The sequence below is a fragment of the Pseudomonas sp. TH15 genome (assembly GCF_016651105.1).
Classification (GTDB): domain Bacteria; phylum Pseudomonadota; class Gammaproteobacteria; order Pseudomonadales; family Pseudomonadaceae; genus Aquipseudomonas.
This window is the reverse complement of record NZ_JAEKEL010000001.1, coordinates 3,778,691-3,796,345: the sequence shown is the minus strand read 5'-3', so window position 1 is coordinate 3,796,345 and position 17,655 is coordinate 3,778,691. Positions and strand designations below refer to the sequence as shown.

At 60.2% G+C, this 17,655-nt stretch carries 17 protein-coding genes; 7 read left to right on the top strand and 10 right to left on the bottom strand.

Features of this window, described 5'->3' with window-relative positions; all coding sequences use genetic code 11:
* Positions 1-77: 77 nt before the first annotated feature.
* The 8 genes from JFT87_RS17045 to JFT87_RS17010 form a co-directional block, all read right to left on the bottom strand.
* On the bottom strand, positions 78-335 hold the full coding sequence (locus JFT87_RS17045) for a hypothetical protein (protein WP_201203037.1): 258 nt from the start codon (positions 333-335) through the stop codon (positions 78-80).
* Entirely contained in the window at positions 332-544 is a 213-nt protein-coding gene (locus JFT87_RS17040) for a hypothetical protein (protein ID WP_201203036.1), read from the bottom strand. The genes JFT87_RS17045 and JFT87_RS17040 overlap by 4 nt, the downstream gene beginning before the upstream one ends.
* A 249-nt stretch (positions 545-793) precedes the next feature.
* Positions 794-973, bottom strand: a complete 180-nt coding sequence (locus JFT87_RS17035; RefSeq protein WP_123514418.1) for a hypothetical protein — start codon at positions 971-973, stop codon at positions 794-796.
* Between the two features lie 156 nt (positions 974-1,129).
* Positions 1,130-2,305 carry a lactonase family protein gene (locus JFT87_RS17030; protein WP_201203035.1) on the bottom strand — a complete coding sequence of 392 codons (1,176 nt, stop codon included), beginning with the start codon at positions 2,303-2,305 and terminating at the stop codon, positions 1,130-1,132.
* Positions 2,292-2,603 (bottom strand): DUF5629 family protein, encoded by a 312-nt coding sequence (locus JFT87_RS17025; RefSeq protein WP_201203034.1) that lies wholly within the window; start codon positions 2,601-2,603, stop codon positions 2,292-2,294. Before JFT87_RS17025 ends, JFT87_RS17030 begins: the two co-directional genes overlap by 14 nt.
* A gap of 180 nt (positions 2,604-2,783) precedes the next feature.
* Positions 2,784-4,364, bottom strand: coding sequence for an aldehyde dehydrogenase (NADP(+)) (locus tag JFT87_RS17020; protein WP_201203033.1), 1,581 nt, complete (start codon positions 4,362-4,364; stop codon positions 2,784-2,786).
* 9 nt (positions 4,365-4,373) lie between these two features.
* On the bottom strand, positions 4,374-5,366 hold the full coding sequence (gene araD1, locus JFT87_RS17015) for an AraD1 family protein (protein WP_201203032.1): 993 nt from the start codon (positions 5,364-5,366) through the stop codon (positions 4,374-4,376).
* A 151-nt stretch (positions 5,367-5,517) separates the two neighbouring features.
* Positions 5,518-6,840 (bottom strand): MFS transporter, encoded by a 1,323-nt coding sequence (locus tag JFT87_RS17010; protein ID WP_201203031.1) that lies wholly within the window; start codon positions 6,838-6,840, stop codon positions 5,518-5,520.
* A 194-nt stretch (positions 6,841-7,034) separates the two neighbouring features.
* Here JFT87_RS17010 and JFT87_RS17005 point away from each other — a divergent pair, with 194 nt between their 5' ends.
* Positions 7,035-8,771, top strand: coding sequence for an IlvD/Edd family dehydratase (locus JFT87_RS17005; protein ID WP_201203029.1), 1,737 nt, complete (start codon positions 7,035-7,037; stop codon positions 8,769-8,771).
* A gap of 223 nt (positions 8,772-8,994) precedes the next feature.
* The gene (locus JFT87_RS17000; protein WP_201203027.1) at positions 8,995-9,723 is read left to right on the top strand and encodes a FadR/GntR family transcriptional regulator; all 729 of its coding nucleotides are present in this window, start codon (positions 8,995-8,997) and stop codon (positions 9,721-9,723) included.
* A gap of 106 nt (positions 9,724-9,829) precedes the next feature.
* Here JFT87_RS17000 and JFT87_RS16995 read toward each other — a convergent pair whose 3' ends face one another.
* A complete protein-coding gene (locus JFT87_RS16995; RefSeq protein ID WP_416195344.1) occupies positions 9,830-12,205 on the bottom strand; it encodes an efflux RND transporter permease subunit in 2,376 nt (791 codons plus the stop codon).
* 39 nt (positions 12,206-12,244) lie between these two features.
* Positions 12,245-13,297, bottom strand: coding sequence for a WD40/YVTN/BNR-like repeat-containing protein (locus JFT87_RS16990; protein ID WP_201203024.1), 1,053 nt, complete (start codon positions 13,295-13,297; stop codon positions 12,245-12,247).
* 464 nt (positions 13,298-13,761) lie between these two features.
* On the opposite strand from JFT87_RS16990, the gene JFT87_RS16985 reads away from it, so the two are divergent.
* From JFT87_RS16985 to JFT87_RS16965, 5 genes are read left to right on the top strand one after another with little or no spacing between them, the layout of a single operon-like run.
* A complete protein-coding gene (locus JFT87_RS16985) occupies positions 13,762-14,352 on the top strand; it encodes an amino acid synthesis family protein (protein ID WP_201203023.1) in 591 nt (196 codons plus the stop codon).
* A 45-nt stretch (positions 14,353-14,397) separates the two neighbouring features.
* Entirely contained in the window at positions 14,398-15,231 is an 834-nt protein-coding gene (locus tag JFT87_RS16980) for an alpha/beta fold hydrolase (protein ID WP_201203022.1), read from the top strand.
* Positions 15,228-16,709: an aldehyde dehydrogenase gene (locus JFT87_RS16975; protein WP_201203021.1), complete on the top strand. Its 1,482-nt coding sequence runs from the start codon at positions 15,228-15,230 to the stop codon at positions 16,707-16,709. Before JFT87_RS16980 ends, JFT87_RS16975 begins: the two co-directional genes overlap by 4 nt.
* 11 nt (positions 16,710-16,720) lie before the next feature.
* Positions 16,721-17,206: a flavin reductase family protein gene (locus JFT87_RS16970; protein ID WP_201203020.1), complete on the top strand. Its 486-nt coding sequence runs from the start codon at positions 16,721-16,723 to the stop codon at positions 17,204-17,206.
* A gap of 51 nt (positions 17,207-17,257) precedes the next feature.
* Entirely contained in the window at positions 17,258-17,647 is a 390-nt protein-coding gene (locus JFT87_RS16965; RefSeq protein WP_201203019.1) for a carboxymuconolactone decarboxylase family protein, read from the top strand.
* Positions 17,648-17,655 lie beyond the last annotated feature (8 nt).

The window sequence follows — 17,655 nt, the reverse complement described above, 5'->3', positions numbered from 1 at the left end:
GCTTCGCAGCCCAACGGGGATAAATCCCCTCGCCACAAATGTGTATATCTCCAGAAAAGTGGTCAGCCTGTTATAGGTTAGGCCAACACTTGGCACATCCCGAGCGCCATGCAATCCACTTCGAAGGGGCCGAGGAAATTGGCGGCGGCCTTCACCGGTGGATTCCCCGCCATCAGCCCCAACGTATTCGCCCGTTCGATGTTATGCGCAATGGTGTGATTGGCCTCTATGGCCCGCGCCAGCCCGCCGACCGAGCCTTGGCCGATTCCCAGCAATGAAGCGCCGTTGGTCATGACCGCCAGACTGGCGATGACCCAAAGTCTGTAGCCTTTCATGCGCCGCCAACTCCCGCGAGTTCAGCCCGGTCGACCATCACGCTCTGCGAGCGGACTTCAAACTGGATGCCGGGGTGAGCGACTTCAATCGGTGCGCTGAAGCGGTGTTCCATTTGCGAGGCGATGCTGACGACCAGCACCATGGTCACGTAAAGACCGATGGCCAGGTAGGCGCCGTGTTTGGCAGAAGTGAGGATTGCGCTGGCCATGGTGTTCTCCGTGGGCATGTTTCAGTGCCCACAGGATCGATCAAAACAGCTGAGGCAACCACTCAGGGTTTGCCATAGTGAACATCAGCTTCGTTGATTATTTAGCCGGTCTATTTGCGCGGTTGAGAAAACCTATGACTGTGCTTCACGCACACGTGTAGCAGCTGCCGAAGGCTGCGATCTTTTGACGTTGAAGATCAAAAGATCGCAGCCTTCGGCAGCTCCTACAGGGGAGTTTTGTGCAGACTTTCAGGCTTGGGTTTTGTGATCCAGCGCGGCATAGAAGTTGGCGCTCTGTTGCAGGTATTTCTGGGTGTAGCTCTGGGTGTGAGATTTTTTGCTGTTGATTTCAACGTTGGCACTGGCTGGCAGGGCAACGGTGGCAGAGATAGCGGATGCAGCGATGATGGAGAAGAGATTGAAGTTCATGGCGGTATACCTCGGAGTTAGTTAGCTTGCTTGCCTTGTCAGGCCGTGAAGCAAACTTACTCCCCGAGGGTCCGCGCCTTGAAATGCTTTGTAGCATTAGCGGATATCAATCTCATTAATACTAGGGTGCAGGCCCCATCAACCGGGGCCTGCGGCCTATTGACGCACCAGGAACTTGAGGTCGCTCGGGGCATCCATCGGCAGTTTCTGCACGGTTTTGCCGAGCAGACCGGTCTTGGCATCGCGCTCGACGACGACAATCTCGTTACTTTTCTGGTTGGCGATCAACAGGAACTTGCCACTCGGGTCGAGGCTGAATTCCCGCGGGTGATCACCCTCCACCGAGCGTCGCTGCAGCTCCTTGAGCTGGGCGGTGGCCGGATCGATGGCAAATACCAGCATCTGGTTGGCGGTACCACGGTTGCTGACGTAGAGGAACTTGCCATCCTTTGATGCGTGAAGCGCAGCGCCGGCCTTGTCGGAGGTGGGTTGCCCCGCCGCCAAATCGACCATCTGGGTTTGCTTCAGTGTGCCGTCCTGGTAATCGAACACCGCCACCTGGGCGCTCATTTCCATGCTCAGCCAGGCGTGCTTGCCATCGGCGCTGAACAGCAAATGACGTGGTCCACTGCCCGCCGGCAGCGATACCGAGGCCGGAGTGGCTGGCGTCAGCGGTAGTAGCGGATTGGCCTTGGGATTGAAGTGGTAGACAAAGATCTTGTCCGCCCCCAGGTCATTGGAGAACACGTACTTGCCGTCCGGCGAGGAAATCGTCGAATGCACGTGGGCCGACATCTGCCGCTCCGGGTTGACCCGGCTCGACGGATGGCTGCTCATCTGCACCACAGGCTTGAGCTTGCCATCAGCGCCCACCGGCAACACCGCGAGGGTGCCGCCCGGATCTTCGACTACCGAGTAGTTGCTGACGAACAGGTGAGTGCCATCGCCGCTGAGGCTCGAATGGGTCGGCTCGTTGCCCAGACTCTGGACCTGATTGATCAGGCTCAGCGCGTGGGTTTTCGGATCGATCGCATAGCTGCTGACGCGGCCGACCGGATCTTTCTGGCCCGGGCCGTTTTCATTGACCACAAACAGGTGATGCTGGTCCTTGGACACGGTCAGCCAGGACGGATTTTCGCTCTTGACCACTTGCAGTGGCTTGGCGTCGATCTGCCCGGTGGCGCTGTCGAAGTTCAGGCGATAAATCCCCTGGCTCTGGCCCGCGGTGTAAGAGCCGACCAGCAGTTGATAATCATCGACGGTTGCAGCCTGAACGCCCATGGCGCCGACGCTGCCCGCCATCAGCAGTGGCCAGAATTTACGCATTTTCATCAGTTTCATCCTCATCATCGCTGCTGCTGACTACATCGCCGAGGCAGACCAGGCGGTGTTCGCCGGTGGTTTTGGTGTCGCTGGCATAACCCATGACCAGCCAGCTCTGCAGATCTTCATCAAACGTGGCCGCTTCAACCTGCGCGGGGGTGAACTCCCAATGCTTGGCCGCTCGACCATCGATGCATTCGATGTGCAGGTTGTCGTCTTCGTCGAGGGCGAATTCGAAGGCATGCAGGCCGTCGATTTCGACCATACCGCAGTGTTCGAGGGCGTTGAGAAGGGTTTGGGCAGTCATGGCAATCAAGTCTTTCAGGGGGAAACCGGCAATGATAGCTCATTGTCGCTGGAGAACCCTGTGGGAGCTGCGGTGCGACGATTCGACTTGCCAGCGATGGCGGCGGCACATCCAACATAGATGTGTCTGACAGATTGCTATCGCTGGCAAGCCAGCTCCCACAGGTTTTTGTGGTGTGACTTAGAGCGCGTCGCGCGAGGGTTTGCCGTCCACCAAGCGCTGAATTCGCAGCGGGTTGCCGTTTTTCAAGGGCTCAGGCAGCAAGCTGTCGGGGTAGTTCTGGAAGCACACCGGGCGCAGGAAACGGTCGATGGCCAAGGTGCCCACCGAGGTGCCGCGTGCATCGGACGTCGCCGGATACGGCCCGCCGTGAACCATCGAATCGCAGACTTCCACGCCGGTCGGATAGCCGTTAAGCAGGATTCGTCCGACCTTTTGCTCCAGCAACGCCGTCAGTTCGTTGAACTGTTCAAAGTCTGCCGACTCGCCAATGATCGTCGCCGTCAGTTGCCCGTGCAGCCCGTTCAACGCGGCGCTGAGCTGCGCCTGATCCGCGACTTCTACGAACACCGTGGTCGGACCAAACACTTCTTCCTGCAAGACTTCATCGCCATCGATCAACAGGCTGACATCCGCCTTAAACAACTGCGGTTGCGCCTGATTACCCTGTTGCGGGCTACCGGCCAAATGCTCAATACCCGGATGCGCCAGAAGCTTTTGCAGACCCTTGCCATAGCTGCTCAACGTCCCGGCGTTGAGCATGGTTTGCGCCGGCTGATCACCGATCAACCCCGCCACCAGTTGCGCGAACGCGCTGAACTGCGGCGAACGAATGCCAATCACCAACCCCGGATTGGTACAGAACTGACCACAGCCCTGCACGACCGACGCCGTCAGGTCACGTGCGATGGTTTCAGCCCGGACCGCCAGAGCCTGAGGCAACACGATCACCGGGTTGATGCTCGACATCTCGGCGAACACCGGAATCGGTTGCGGCCGTGCGGCGGCCATGTCGCACAAGGCGCGACCGCCCTTGAGCGAACCGGTAAAGCCTACCGCCTGAATCGCCGGATGCTTAACCAGCGCTTCACCAACTCCGCCGCCGTAGATCATGTTGAACACACCGGCGGGCATCGCAGTTTTTTCCGCCGCTCGGATGATTGCATCGGCGACCAGTTCTGCTGTCGCCATGTGACCGCTGTGGGCCTTGAACACCACTGGGCAACCGGCGGCCAGTGCCGACGCGGTATCGCCACCCGCAGTGGAGAACGCCAGCGGAAAGTTGCTCGCACCGAATACCGCGACAGGGCCGAGGCCGATGCGGTATTGGCGCAGATCCGGGCGTGGTAATGGCTGGCGATCCGGCAGCGGCAGATCAATTCGCGCGCCGTAGAAATCGCCACGGCGCAGGACTTTGGCGAACAACCGCATTTGCCCGCTGGTGCGACCGCGTTCGCCCTGAATGCGCCCGGCCGGCAACGCAGTTTCGCGGCAGACCACCGCAACGAAATCATCGCCAAGGGCGTCGAGTTCATCGGCAATCGCATCGAGAAACTGCGCGCGGCGTTCCGCGCTGAGGCTGCGATAAGCCGGGTAGGCAGCTGCGGCGGCTTTGGCGGCGGCGTCGACCTCTTCCATCGTGGCCTGAATGAAATCGTGTGGCAGTTGCTCGCCGGTGCTGGCGTCAACGCTGTGCAGTTTGACGTCGCCAGCAGCGCTGCGCTGACCGCCGATGTAGTTGTGACCGAGAATCTGAGTCATGGGATCTCCTTAAAGGGTGCCGATGCTGTCCGGTTCAAAAGTCGCTGCAATCGGCACAATGCCGTTGACCAGCGGTGCGCCGAATTCGCCCTGGCTGATTTCGAACACGTCACCCGGTTGGGTCCGAATGCCGTCGGCGAAGGACAGGGTCGCGGTGCCGAAGAAGTGAATGTGCACGTCCCCCGGTCGCAGGAACTGGCTGTATTTGAAGTGGTGGTATTCAAGGTTTTCAAGGCTGTGGCACATGTTGGCCTCGCCGCTGAGGAACTCGTTCTGCCACAACACCTCACCATCACGCAGGATGCGGCTGGTGCCTGCCAGGTGTTGAGGCAGTTCACCGACCCGAAGTTCCGGACCATAGCTGCAACTGCGCAATTTCGAGTGCGCGAGGTAGAGGTAATTCTTGCGCTCCATCACGTGGTCGGAGAACTCGTTGCCCACCGCGTAGCCGAGGCGATACGGCTTGCCGTCGTGGCCAATAACGTAGAGGCCGCTGAGCTCCGGCTCTTCTCCGGCGTCTTCGGCGAACGGTGGCAGCGGGAACGGCTGGCCCGGTCGAACCACGATGCTGCCGTCGCCCTTGTAGAACCATTCCGGTTGCACGCCCGCTTGGCCGGCCGCCGGTTTACCGCCCTCCACGCCCCACTTGAAAATGCGCATGGTGTCGGTCATCGCCGCTTCATCGCCAGTTTGCTGGTGCATTTTGTCGCGGGCCGAAGCGCTGCCTAGGTGAGTCAGGCCGGTGCCGCTGACCAGCATATGCGCCGGGTCCGGGTGATCCAGAGGTGGAAGGATACGCAAGCTACTCAGCAACTCGGCATAGTCATGACTGACGCGCAGGCCCTGGTGTTGCACCTGTTGCTCAAGATTGATGCCCGCCTCGATCGCCGCCAGGGCCAGGTCGCGGACTGTGTACGCGCCCTTCACTTCCAACACTTGACCGGCTTCGACCACACCAACCCGGCGTTCGCCGTTAATCAATTCGAACTGAACTAAACGCATGATTTTCTCCTGTAAACAAATCTCGAAAACGCCGCAGCCCCCCTGTGGGAGCGGGCTTGCTCGCGAAGGCGGTGTGTCAGTCACCACAGATGCTGAATGTGATGCCCCTTTCGCGAGCAAGCCCGCTCCCACAGGGGATTTGTGTGATATTTCAGGTACGAGTCGCGCCCCGAGCACTGGCCGCAAACTGATCCGCCGGCAGCACATGCTTGCGCTCCAGCAGCCGGTAAACCACCCCCGTCAGCACCAGCCCAAACACCATCACCCCAGACAAAAAGTACAACCCCGACGCCAGATTGCCGGTGTATTCCTTCAACGCGCCGATCACGAAGGGCCCGATGTAACCGCCGAGGTTGCCCACCGAGTTGATCAGCGCAATCCCCGCCGCCGCACTGGCACCGGCGAAGAACCGTCCCGGCAACGTCCAGAACACCGCCGTGCAGGAAAACAGTGCGAACGCCACTAGGCACAGCGCCGCCAGTTGCGCCACCGGCAATGTCAGCCAGGCGCTGAGAAACAGGCCGATGGCGCCCAGCACATACAGCACCGCCAAATGGCCGTAGCGATCATTCAAGCGGTCGGAACTGCGCGGGACGATCAGCAAACCGATGATCCCGAAGATATACGGCACCGAGGACACGAACCCCGTCACCAGGTCACTGCCGCCGAACTGCTTGATAAGCGTCGGCAACCACAAGCCCAAACCATAGATGCTCAACGTCACCGGCAGGTAGAACAGCGCCAGCAGCAACACGCGCTTGTCTTTCAATGCATGCAATGGGTTGCCATGGCGGGTCTGGCCGTATTCGGCGAGGTCTTTTTTCAGTTCGCCGGTCAGCCAGTCCTTCTCGGCCTGGTCCAGCCATTTCACTTGTTGCGGGCCGTCGGGCAGGTAACGCAGCACCGGCCAGGTCAGCAGGATCGCCGGGGTGCCGATGACAATAAACAGCCACTGCCAGCCATGCAGACCGAGGGTGCCGTCCATGCCGAGCAAACCGCCGGACACCGGGCCGGTGATCATCATCGCGATGGGTTGGGAGAGGATGAACAACCCGAGGATCTTGCCGCGATGGCGTACCGGGAACCATTGGGTGATGTAGTACAGAACGCCCGGGAAGAACCCGGCTTCAGCGGCGCCGAGCAGAAAGCGCATCACGTAGAAACTGTGCGGTCCCTGGACGAAGGCCATGCCGATGGTGATGGCGCCCCAGGTGATCATGATTCGCGCAAACCAGCGCCGCGCGCCGAAACGTTCGAGCATCAGGTTGCTGGGAATTTCCAGCAGGAAGTAGCCAATGAAGAACAGCCCGGCACCGAGGCCGTAGGCGGCGTCGCCGATACCAATGTCCGCGCCCATGTGCAACTTGGCGAAGCCGACGGCGGAGCGATCCACATAGGCGATCAGGTACAGCAGGATCAGGAAGGGAATCAGTTTCAGCGTGATGCGACGAATAAGCCGCAGTTCCTCGCTCATGGGGTCGGTCTCCGATTGTTGTTGTTATAGAACCTCGGGGGACGCCTCTCGCGGAAAACCGCCAGGGCCAATCCCTCCGTTGAAACCGACTATATAGTAATACTAATTAAGCAACAACGCTTCCAAAGCGCCGTTTTTGCGCTTATGTTATCCCTCATATTGAACAATATAGTCATACAATAAGAGAGGCGATCATGTCTGATAAGAAACCCACCCTGCGCTCCGCCCAATGGTTTGGCACCGCCGACAAGAACGGCTTCATGTACCGCAGCTGGATGAAGAATCAGGGCATCGCCGACCACCAGTTCCACGGCAAGCCGATCATCGGCATCTGCAACACCTGGTCAGAACTGACCCCGTGCAACGCGCACTTCCGGCAGATTGCCGAGCACGTCAAACGCGGCGTGATCGAGGCTGGGGGCTTCCCGGTGGAATTCCCGGTGTTTTCCAACGGCGAATCGAACCTGCGCCCCACCGCCATGCTGACCCGCAACCTGGCGAGCATGGACGTTGAAGAAGCGATTCGCGGCAACCCGATTGACGGCGTGGTGCTGCTGACCGGTTGCGACAAAACCACCCCGGCCTTGCTGATGGGCGCGGCCAGTTGTGACGTGCCGACGATCGTCGTCACTGGCGGGCCGATGCTTAACGGCAAGCACAAAGGCCAGGATATTGGCTCGGGCACGGTGGTCTGGCAGCTCAGCGAACAGGTCAAGGCTGGCACCATTACCATCGACGATTTCCTTGCGGCCGAGGGCGGCATGTCCCGCTCGGCTGGCACCTGCAACACCATGGGCACCGCGTCGACCATGGCCTGCATGGCCGAAGCACTCGGCACTTCCCTGCCCCACAATGCGGCGATTCCGGCAGTGGATGCGCGGCGTTATGTATTGGCGCACATGTCCGGCATGCGCGCGGTGGAGATGGTCCGCGAAGACTTGAAGCTGTCGAAGATCCTGACCAAGGAAGCCTTCGAAAACGCCATTCGCGTGAACGCCGCCATCGGCGGTTCGACTAACGCCGTCATCCACTTGAAAGCCATCGCCGGGCGCATCGGCGTTGAATTGGACCTGGACGACTGGACCCGCATCGGGCGCGGCATGCCGACCATCGTCGACCTGCAACCGTCCGGGCGTTTCCTGATGGAAGAGTTCTACTACGCCGGTGGTTTGCCGGCGGTATTGCGCCGCCTCGGTGAAGCCAATCTGATCCCGAATCCGAACGCCTTGACGGTCAACGGCAAGACCCTCGGCGAGAACACTAAGGACGCGCCGATCTACGGCCAGGATAAAGTGATCCGCACCCTCGACAACCCGATCCGCGCCGACGGCGGCATCTGCGTGCTGCGCGGCAACCTCGCGCCGCTGGGTGCGGTGCTCAAGCCGTCCGCCGCCAGTGCTGAACTGATGCAACATCGCGGGCGTGCGGTGGTGTTCGAGAACTTCGACATGTACAAGGCGCGGATCAACGACCCGGAACTGGACGTGGATGCCAACTCGATTCTGGTGATGAAAAACTGCGGACCAAAGGGTTATCCGGGCATGGCTGAAGTCGGCAACATGGGTTTGCCGGCCAAGCTGCTGGCCCAGGGCGTGACCGACATGGTGCGGATTTCCGACGCGCGCATGAGCGGCACGGCGTATGGCACCGTTGTGCTGCACGTTGCACCGGAAGCCGCGGCAGGCGGGCCTTTGGCGGTGGTGAAGGAAGGCGACTTTATTGAGCTCGACTGCGCCAACGGGCGGCTGCACCTGGACATTCCGGATGCTGAACTCGCGGCGCGGATGGCCGATCTGCAACCACCGCCGCAGTTGATCGTCGGTGGTTATCGTCAGCTGTACATCGACCATGTGCTGCAGGCGGATCAGGGCTGCGACTTTGACTTCCTCGTCGGCTGCCGCGGCTCCGAAGTCCCGCGGCATTCCCATTAAGATCAAAAGATCGCAGCCTGCGGCAGCTCCTACATTGGAATGCATTCCCCTGTGGGAGCGGGCTTGCTCGCGAAGAGGGAGTGTCAGTCAACATACAGTTGCCTGACCCACCGCTTTCGCGAGCAAGCTCGCTCCCACATTTGGCTTGTGTATCTGCCTCATGATTGTGTCGTGCCTGCTATCATGCGCCAAACCCCCATCGCCCAGGATCGCGCCGTTCCCCATGGATTACCGCAAACCCTCCGACCGCAAAAGCATGCACTCGCGCATTGTCCAGGAACTGGGCATGCAGATCGTCTCCGGACGCTTCAAGCCCGACGACAAACTGCCCGCCGAAGCCCTGTTGTGCGAAGAGTACGCGGTCAGTCGTCCGGTATTGCGCGAAGCCACCCGGGTGTTGGTCGCCAAGGGCCTGGTGTATTCCCGTCCGCGGGTCGGCACGGTGGTCAAGGCGCGCAAGGAATGGCACATGCTCGATCCGGATGTGCTGCACTGGCTGATGCAAAGCAGCCCGCAAAATGAATTCTTCAGCCTGCTAACCAGCGTGCGCAGCATCATCGAACCGGCCGCTGCAGCCCTCGCCGCGCAATACGCTACCGACGCGGACATCGCCTCCATCGGCGAAGCCTACCAACGGATGGAAGCCGCACCGACGCCCGAAGCGCTGTTGCAGCCGGACCTGGACTTCCACAGTCGCATCGCCGATGCGACCCACAACGACTTGCTGGCCAACCTGTGCAACATGTTGTCGGTGGCGATTGCCGAAGCGTTGAAGCATTCCAACCAGCGACCGAACCTGCATGAACTGGCGTTGCCACGGCACAAGGCGATTCTGACCGCTATCGAGAATCGTGATGCGCTGGGTGCGCGGCATGCGACGCTGGTGCAGCTCGATGATGCACGCAGTGCTTTGAATGTCGTGCTCGGCACAGATCCTACAAACCAGCACTGAACCCCTGTGGGAGCGAGCAAGCTCGCTCCCACATTGGATTTGTGTGAAGCCGTCAGGCATAAAAAAGCCGCAACCTGAGTTGCGGCTTTGTTGTTTCAGCGACTGATCAGTGAGCAAACAACGAATTGCCCTTCTGCCCCGCCAGTTTCTCCGGTTTGATAAGGAACCGCGCCAGCGCCGGCAGCAGCCACAGTGCGCCGAACATGTTCCACAACAGCATGAAGGTCAGCATCAAGCCCATGTCGGCCTGGAACTTGATGGCCGAGAAGATCCAGGTGCACACGCCGATGGCCAGGCACAGACCGGTGAACAGCACGGCTTTACCGGTGGACTTCAGCGTCTGGTAATACGCCTCTTGCAGCGGCAGGCCGGCACGTAGGAAGCTTTCCAGACGGCTATAGATGTAGATGCCGTAATCCACGCCAATCCCCACACCCAGCGCCACCACCGGCAGGGTCGCGACTTTCACGCCGATGCCCATGAAAGCCATCAGGGCGTTACCGAGCACCGAGGTCAGCACCAGCGGCAGCACGATGCACAAGGTCGCCGCCCAGGAACGGAAGGTGATCATGCACATGGTCGCAACGCAGATGTACACCAGGATCAGGATCGTCAGCTCCGATTCCTTGATGACTTCGTTGGTCGCCGCTTCGATCCCGGCGTTACCGGCGGCGAGGATGAATTCCAGGCCGTCCTTGTTGTTTGCCTTGGCAAAGTCCTGCACCGCATGCACCGCGCGGTCAAGGGTCGCGGCCTTGTGGTCGTTGAGGAACACCAGCACCGGTGCCAGGGAGCAGCTGTTGTTGTACAGGCCATCAGCCCGGGCGATGGAGTTGTTTAGTACATCCGGGTTACGCGACAGGGTTTCCCATTTCAGGTTGCCCTCGTTCATGCCCTTGATCATCTGCTTGGACACGGTCACCAAGGAGATCGCCGACTGCACGCCCTCGGTGTTCTGCATCTTCCACATCAGCTCATCGATCGGCGCCATGGCTTCGTAACGCGAGCAACCTTCAGCCTTGGTCTTGACCATCACCACCAACACGTCGGAGCTGGTGGAGTAGTTGTTGATGATGAAGTTGTTGTCCTTGTTGTAGCGCGAGTCTGGACGCAATTCTGGTGCGCCTTGGTCGAGGTCACCGATTTTCAGGTTTTGGCTGTACCAGAGGCCGCCACCGAAGGCGAACAGGGCCAGGACAATGGAAACCGGGGCGACTTTCTTGCTGGCAAAGTTCGATAACAGGCGCCAAAACGGGTGCTCGCGGACCGCATCTTTTTTGCTGCGCTCTACCGCACGTTTGCTGATGCCAACGTAGGAAATCGCCACCGGCAGCAGAATCAGGTTGGTGAACACGATCACCGCAACGCCGATGGACGCGCCGATCGCCAGTTCGCGAATAACGCCAATGTCGATAATCAGCAACGTGATGAAGCCGACCGCGTCCGCGAGAATCGCGATCATCCCTGGCAGGAACAGTTGCCGGAAGGTTCGCCGCGCGGCGGTTAGTGCGTTATCGGCCTCGCTGGACTGCAAGGCGATCCCGTTGATTTTCTGCACGCCGTGGGAAATACCGATGGCGAAGATCAGGAACGGCACCAGCATCGAATACGGATCGAGCCCGAAACCAAAGGCGTGCATCAACCCGAGTTGCCAGACCACCGCCACCAGCGTCGTACTCAACACCGCCACGGTGCTGCGCATGCAGTTGGTGAACCAGTACAGCAGGATCAAGGTGATAACGAAGGCAATGCCGAAGAACATCACCACCATGACCAGCCCATCGATCAGGTCGCCGACTTTCTTGGCGAAACCGACGATGTGGATCTTTACGTTAGGGTTCTGGGCTTCAAACTTGTTGCGGATCTTGTCTTCGAGTTCGTGGGAGAACTGGCGATAGTCCAGTGCCAGCAACTTGCCCTGGTCTTGCGGGTCCGGGTAGGACTCCAGCAGCGGGATGTCGACGATGCTCGACTTGAAGTCGTTGGACACCAGCCGCCCGACCTGACCGGATTTCAGTACGTTGTTGCGCAGCAGATCGAGACTTTCCTGGGAGCCGTCGTAGCTCTGCGGAATCACTTCACCACCGGCGAAGCCCTCCTCCGTCACCTCGGTCCAGCGTACGCTCGGGCTCCACAGCGACTTGAGGCCGGAACGGTCAACGCCGGAGATGTAGAACACCTCATCGTTGATCTGGCGCAGGGTCTCCATGTACTCCTTGGAGAAGATGTCGCCGTCGGTGGCTTCCACCGAGATCCGCACCGTGTTGCCGAGGTTTGCCAGATCGTTGCGGTGCTCCATCATCTTTTGAATGAACGGATGTTCGAGCGGGATCATTTTTTCAAAACTGGTGGACGGCCGAATCAGCGTCGCCTGCCAGAACAGGAAAATACTCACCAGCAGGCAGATGACGATCACTGCCGGGCGGTTGTTGAAAATCAGGCGTTCAAGAAACGTCGCCTTGTCTTGGTGATGACTTGTCATGGATGTCATGTCTCCGCCCTTCTTATTATGTGGCCCGGCTTATTTGCTGAGCTCGGCGCCGGTTGGCGAAGTGGCGCGAACGCCGCCCTGTCCTGCCAGAATCAGATTGCCGTTACCTGCGGCAGTGACCGCCGACACGGAAATCCGGTCCGGGCGGTTGAACACCGTGAAGGTTTCGCCGTTGTCGCTGCTGCTGATCACCGAACCGCCGTTGCCGACGATCACGATGGAGCCGTCATCGAGCAACGTCGCGCCGGACAGGCCGAACTCCAGCATGCCGCGTGCGGCCTTCAACTCGATCGGCGCCCAGGTGGTGCCGAAATCGGTGGAGCGAAACAGATTCCCGCGCAGCCCGTAGGCCAGCAAGGTGTTGGGCTGCGCCGTGCCGATCACGCCGAACAGCGAACCTTGATACGGACCTTCGAGCTTTTCCCAGGTCTGGCCCCAATCAGCGGAGCGAAACATACTGCCCTGCTCACCGACGACAAACAGCCCGGCATCCTTGACCGCGGCAATGGCGTTGAGGTGGAACTGGTCGGTGTTGTCGAGGCGGTCGCTGACATCTGCCCAGTTCTTGCCGCCGTCAGTGGTTTCCAGCAACGCGCCATAAGCACCCACGGCAAAGCCGCTGTTGACGTCCTTGAACCAGACATCGAGCAGCGGTGCTTCGCGTTTCAGGTCTTCGAATTGTTTGGTCCAGGTAACGCCACCGTCTTCGCTGGCGAGGATTTGCGCGTCATGCCCGACGGCCCAGCCGTGTTTGTCATCGACAAAAAACACCGCCGTCAGCAGTTGCCGGGTCGGCACTTTGGCCTGGGTCCAGGTCGCGCCCTGGTCATCGGAATACAGGATATGCCCACGATCCCCGACCGCCACCAGGCGTTTGCCAGCGTGGACGACATCGAGCATCAGGCTTTTGGCAGCCTTGGCGGATTCAACGGCATACACCGTATCGGCTGCTTGCGCGTCGGCGGCAATCACCGGTGCCGACAACACGGCGCAGCCCAACAGCGAGAGCGCTGTAGCCAGCAACGCGAACTTGCGTAATGCCGGCGGGCGGCAAATACCCACACCCATGACAGGCTCACTCATAGACCTTCCCCCATTATTATTGTTAGGTCGTTCAACCTTTCAGGGCGCCGTAAGGGGTGCTCGTGGCGATTGGCTGTTCAGGAGCATAGTCCTGAAACCCGCAATCCAGAGCCCCTTCGGAAGCTGGCTTATCCTATCGGGCTTTGGAAAGGTCTGACAATCGACGCCACGTTATGTTTTGTTAACCAAAAGCGGCCCCCTGTAACGAATGAATTTCTCTGTGGGAGCGAGCCTGCTCGCGAATGCGGTGGGTCAGCCGATGAAGATGGCGACTGCAAGGGCCTCTTCGCGAGCAGGCTCGCTCCCACAAGGGTCAGTGGTGTTTGGGGGATTTGTGGTTGCGGGTGAATGCATCGCCATTCGCCGGATGGATGCGACAAAACTCGTGAGAGGGACTTGCACGATCGGTATTATGGTATACCATCATACGCACAGACACTCTTACCCTGAATATGGAGCCGCCCATGAGTTTCGAAATCCGCAAGATCGTCAGCTACGTCGAAGAAACCTTTATCGAAGGCGGCAAGGCCACCGACACGCCGGTGACCATGGTTGGCCTGGCGGTGGTGATGAAAAACCCGTGGCTGGGCCGTGGCTTTGTCGAAGACTTGAAGCCGGAAATCCGCGCCAACTGCTCCGACCTCGGCGCGCTGATGGTGGAACGCCTGGTGAAGATCATCGGCGGCGCAGACAAGATTGAAGCCTATGGCAAAGCCGCTGTAGTCGGTGCGGACGGCGAGATCGAACACGCCTCTGCGGTGATCCACACCCTGCGCTTCGGCAATCACTACCGTGAAGCAGTCAAAGCCAAGAGCTACCTGAGTTTCACCAACAAGCGCGGTGGCCCGGGCACGTCGATCCAGATTCCGATGATGCACAAGGACGACGAAGGCTTGCGTTCGCACTACATCACCCTGGAAATGAAGATCGAAGACGCGCCGCGTGCCGACGAAATCGTCGTGGTGCTGGGTTGCGCCGATGGCGGCCGCCTGCACCCTCGCATCGGCAACCGTTACATCGACCTGGAAGAACTGGCCGCTGAAAAAGCCCAGTAATTGCGTCGGTGCAACACCAATAAAAAAAGCATGCAGGAGCGCTCCATGATTCGGCTCACCGCTGAAAGCACCCCGGCTGGCACCAGTTACCTGGCGACCGGCCAAGGCCAGCCCGTGGTCTTGATCCACGGCGTGGGCCTGAACAAAGAAATGTGGGGCGGCCAGGTCGTTGGCCTGGCCACAAAATACCGCGTGATCGCCTACGACATGCTCGGCCACGGCGCCAGTCCTCGACCACAAAGTGGCACCTGCCTGCTCGGTTATGCCGACCAGTTGCTGGAACTACTCGATCATCTGCACTTGCCCCAGGCAACGGTGATCGGTTTCTCCATGGGCGGGCTGGTGGCGCGGGCGTTTGCCTTGCACTACCCGCAACGCCTGCAAGGGTTGGTGGTGCTCAACAGCGTGTTCAATCGCAGCGCCGAACAACGCGCCGGCGTCATCGAACGCACTGCTCAGGCCGCCGAACACGGGCCGGATGCCAACGCCGAGGCCGCGTTGTCGCGTTGGTTTAGTCGTGAATACCAAGCGGCCAACCCGGCGCAAATCGCCGCCCTGCGCCAGACCTTGGCCGGCAATGATCCGCAGGGTTACCTGACCACTTACGAATTGTTCGCCACCCAGGACATGTACCGAGCCGAAGACCTCGGCAGCATTCAGGCGCCAACGCTGGTCGCGACCGGTGAACTCGATCCGGGCTCGACGCCGCAAATGGCCGAGCAACTGGCCGAGCGTATTCCCGGCGCGCGAGTTGCCGTACTCGCCGAGCAACGGCATATGATGCCGGTAGAGTCGCCGCGCCTGGTCAACCAGTTGTTGCTGGAGTTTCTCGACACTGCGCACGCCCAACAAAAACCTATAAAGGGGATCGTTGCATGACACTCGCACGCTTCCAGATGTGCATCGGCGGTGAATGGGTCGATGCCCTGTCCGGCAAGACTTTTGAAAGCCTGAACCCGGCGCTGGCCCAGCCTTGGGCCGAACTGCCCGATGCGGATGAGGCCGACGTCGAGCGCGCCGTGCAAGCGGCGCAAACTGCCTTCGACGGCCCGGCATGGCGCAGCTTGACCGCCACTGCTCGCGGCAAACTGCTGCGGCGTCTGGGCGACTTGATCGCCGAGAACAAGGAGCAACTGGCCCAACTGGAAAGCCGCGACAACGGCAAGTTGATTCGCGAAACCCGTGGCCAGGTTGGCTACCTGCCAGAGTTTTTCCACTACACCGCCGGCCTCGCCGACAAGCTTGAGGGCGGCACCCTGCCCCTCGACAAGCCCGACCTTTTTGCCTACACCGTGCACGAAGCCATGGGCGTGGTCGCGGCGATTATTCCCTGGAACAGCCCGCTGTACCTGACCGCGATCAAACTCGCGCCAGCCCTGGCGGCGGGCAACACCATCGTGATCAAGCCGTCCGAACACGCTTCGGCAACCATCCTCGAACTGGCGCGACTGGCCCTCGAAGCCGGCATTCCGCCGGGTGTGGTCAACGTGGTCACCGGGTACGGCCCGAGCACTGGCGCGGCCCTGACCCGCCATCCGCTGATTCGCAAGATCGCCTTCACCGGCGGCGCTGCCACCGCGCGGCATGTGGTGCGCAGCAGCGCCGAAAACTTCGCCAAGCTGTCGCTGGAACTGGGCGGCAAGTCGCCGAACATCATCTTCGCCGACGCCGACCTCGACAGCGCCATCAACGGCGCCATCGCCGGAATCTATGCCGCCTCGGGCCAGAGCTGTGTGTCCGGTTCGCGACTGCTGGTTCAAGACGAAATCTACGACGAATTCGTCGAGCGTCTGGTGGAACGTGCCAAGCGTATCCGCATCGGCAACCCACAGGATGACGCCAGCGAAATGGGCCCGATGGCCACGGCGCAGCAATTGGCGGTGGTCGAAGGTTTGGTCGCCGACGCGATTGCCGAAGGCGCGCGCCTGAAGCTCGGCGGCAAGCGTCCGCAGAATCTGGGTGACGGCTGGTTCTATGAGCCGACGCTGTTCGAATGCGACAGCAATTCGATGAAGATCATGCAGGAAGAAGTCTTCGGCCCGGTAGCGTCGGTGATTCGTTTCAAGGACGAAGCCGAAGCGCTGGCAATTGCCAACGACTCGCAGTTCGGCCTCGCCGCCGGCATCTGGACCCGCGACCTGGGCCGCGCCCATCGCCTGGCTCGGGATGTGCGCTCGGGGATCATCTGGGTCAACACCTACCGAGCCGTGTCGGCCATGGCGCCAATTGGCGGGTTCAAGAACAGCGGCTATGGACGCGAAAGCGGCATCGATTCGGTGCTGGCCTACACCGAACTGAAAACGGTGTGGATCAACCTTTCTCAGGCACCCATGCCTGATCCGTTTGTGATGCGCTAGGAGTCTGCGAAATGATCGAACCCGGCATTTATAAAGAAGTCATGAGCTCGTTCCCGTCCGGGGTCACGGTGGTCACCACCCTGGACCCGGACGGCGGCATCGTCGGCATTACTGCCAGCGCCTTCAGTGCGCTGTCGATCGACCCGGCGCTGGTGCTGTTCTGTCCCAACTATGCTTCAGATACGTACCCGATCCTGCGCGACAGCAAGCAGTTTGCGATTCACTTGCTGTCCGCCGACCAGACCGCCGAGGCCTACGCCTTTGCCGGGAAAGGCAAGGACAAGGCCAATGGCATCGACTGGCATTTGAGCGCGCTGGGCAACCCGTTGTTGAGCAAGGCCACGGCGATCATCGAGTGCGAACTGTGGCGCGAATACGACGGCGGTGACCACGCGATCATCGTCGGCGCGGTGAAGAACCTGATCCTGCCCGAGCAGCCGGTGACGCCGATGATCTACCACAAAGGCAAGCTGGGCCCGCTGCCCACGCTGGGCTGACGGGTTTACACAAACCCCTTGTGGGAGCGGGCTTGCATGTGAGGCATAGAGATGAACAACGAGAAGTACGAAAAAGGCTTGAAGATCCGCACTCAAGTGCTGGGCGAAGCCTATGTGCAGCGCTCCCTCGACAACGCCGACGACTTCACCCGACCGTTGCAGGAGATGGTCACCGAATACTGCTGGGGCCATGTCTGGGGCCGGGAGGGTTTGTCGCTTAAAGAACGCAGCATGATAAACCTGGCCATGATCTCGGCCCTCAACCGGCCGCACGAACTCAAGCTGCATGTGCGCGGCGCCTTGCGTAACGGCCTGAGTCGTGAGCAAATACGCGAAATTCTGCTTCAGGTCGGCATATATTGCGGAGTGCCCGCTGCCGTGGACAGTTTCCGGCTTGCCCGTGAAGCCTTCGCCGAAGCCGATGCCGAGGCCTCAAGTTAACCCTTGGC

What these genes read in the sequence shown, in the direction of transcription:
- JFT87_RS17020 (WP_201203033.1), bottom strand. Translation starts at nt 4,364, where the DNA reads ATGACTCAGATTCTCGGTCACAACTACATCGGCGGTCAGCGCAGCGCT.
- JFT87_RS17010 (WP_201203031.1), bottom strand. Translation starts at nt 6,840, where the DNA reads ATGAGCGAGGAACTGCGGCTTATTCGTCGCATCACGCTGAAACTGATT.
- JFT87_RS17045 (WP_201203037.1), bottom strand. Translation starts at nt 335, where the DNA reads ATGAAAGGCTACAGACTTTGGGTCATCGCCAGTCTGGCGGTCATGACC.
- JFT87_RS17040 (WP_201203036.1), bottom strand. Translation starts at nt 544, where the DNA reads ATGGCCAGCGCAATCCTCACTTCTGCCAAACACGGCGCCTACCTGGCC.
- JFT87_RS16975 (WP_201203021.1), top strand. Translation starts at nt 15,228, where the DNA reads ATGACACTCGCACGCTTCCAGATGTGCATCGGCGGTGAATGGGTCGAT.
- JFT87_RS17030 (WP_201203035.1), bottom strand. Translation starts at nt 2,305, where the DNA reads ATGAAAATGCGTAAATTCTGGCCACTGCTGATGGCGGGCAGCGTCGGC.
- JFT87_RS17000 (WP_201203027.1), top strand. Translation starts at nt 8,995, where the DNA reads ATGGATTACCGCAAACCCTCCGACCGCAAAAGCATGCACTCGCGCATT.
- JFT87_RS16980 (WP_201203022.1), top strand. Translation starts at nt 14,398, where the DNA reads ATGATTCGGCTCACCGCTGAAAGCACCCCGGCTGGCACCAGTTACCTG.
- araD1 (WP_201203032.1), bottom strand. Translation starts at nt 5,366, where the DNA reads ATGCGTTTAGTTCAGTTCGAATTGATTAACGGCGAACGCCGGGTTGGT.
- JFT87_RS16990 (WP_201203024.1), bottom strand. Translation starts at nt 13,297, where the DNA reads ATGAGTGAGCCTGTCATGGGTGTGGGTATTTGCCGCCCGCCGGCATTA.
- JFT87_RS16995 (WP_416195344.1), bottom strand. Translation starts at nt 12,205, where the DNA reads ATGACAAGTCATCACCAAGACAAGGCGACGTTTCTTGAACGCCTGATT.
- JFT87_RS16965 (WP_201203019.1), top strand. Translation starts at nt 17,258, where the DNA reads ATGAACAACGAGAAGTACGAAAAAGGCTTGAAGATCCGCACTCAAGTG.
- JFT87_RS17025 (WP_201203034.1), bottom strand. Translation starts at nt 2,603, where the DNA reads ATGACTGCCCAAACCCTTCTCAACGCCCTCGAACACTGCGGTATGGTC.
- JFT87_RS16985 (WP_201203023.1), top strand. Translation starts at nt 13,762, where the DNA reads ATGAGTTTCGAAATCCGCAAGATCGTCAGCTACGTCGAAGAAACCTTT.
- JFT87_RS17035 (WP_123514418.1), bottom strand. Translation starts at nt 973, where the DNA reads ATGAACTTCAATCTCTTCTCCATCATCGCTGCATCCGCTATCTCTGCC.
- JFT87_RS16970 (WP_201203020.1), top strand. Translation starts at nt 16,721, where the DNA reads ATGATCGAACCCGGCATTTATAAAGAAGTCATGAGCTCGTTCCCGTCC.
- JFT87_RS17005 (WP_201203029.1), top strand. Translation starts at nt 7,035, where the DNA reads ATGTCTGATAAGAAACCCACCCTGCGCTCCGCCCAATGGTTTGGCACC.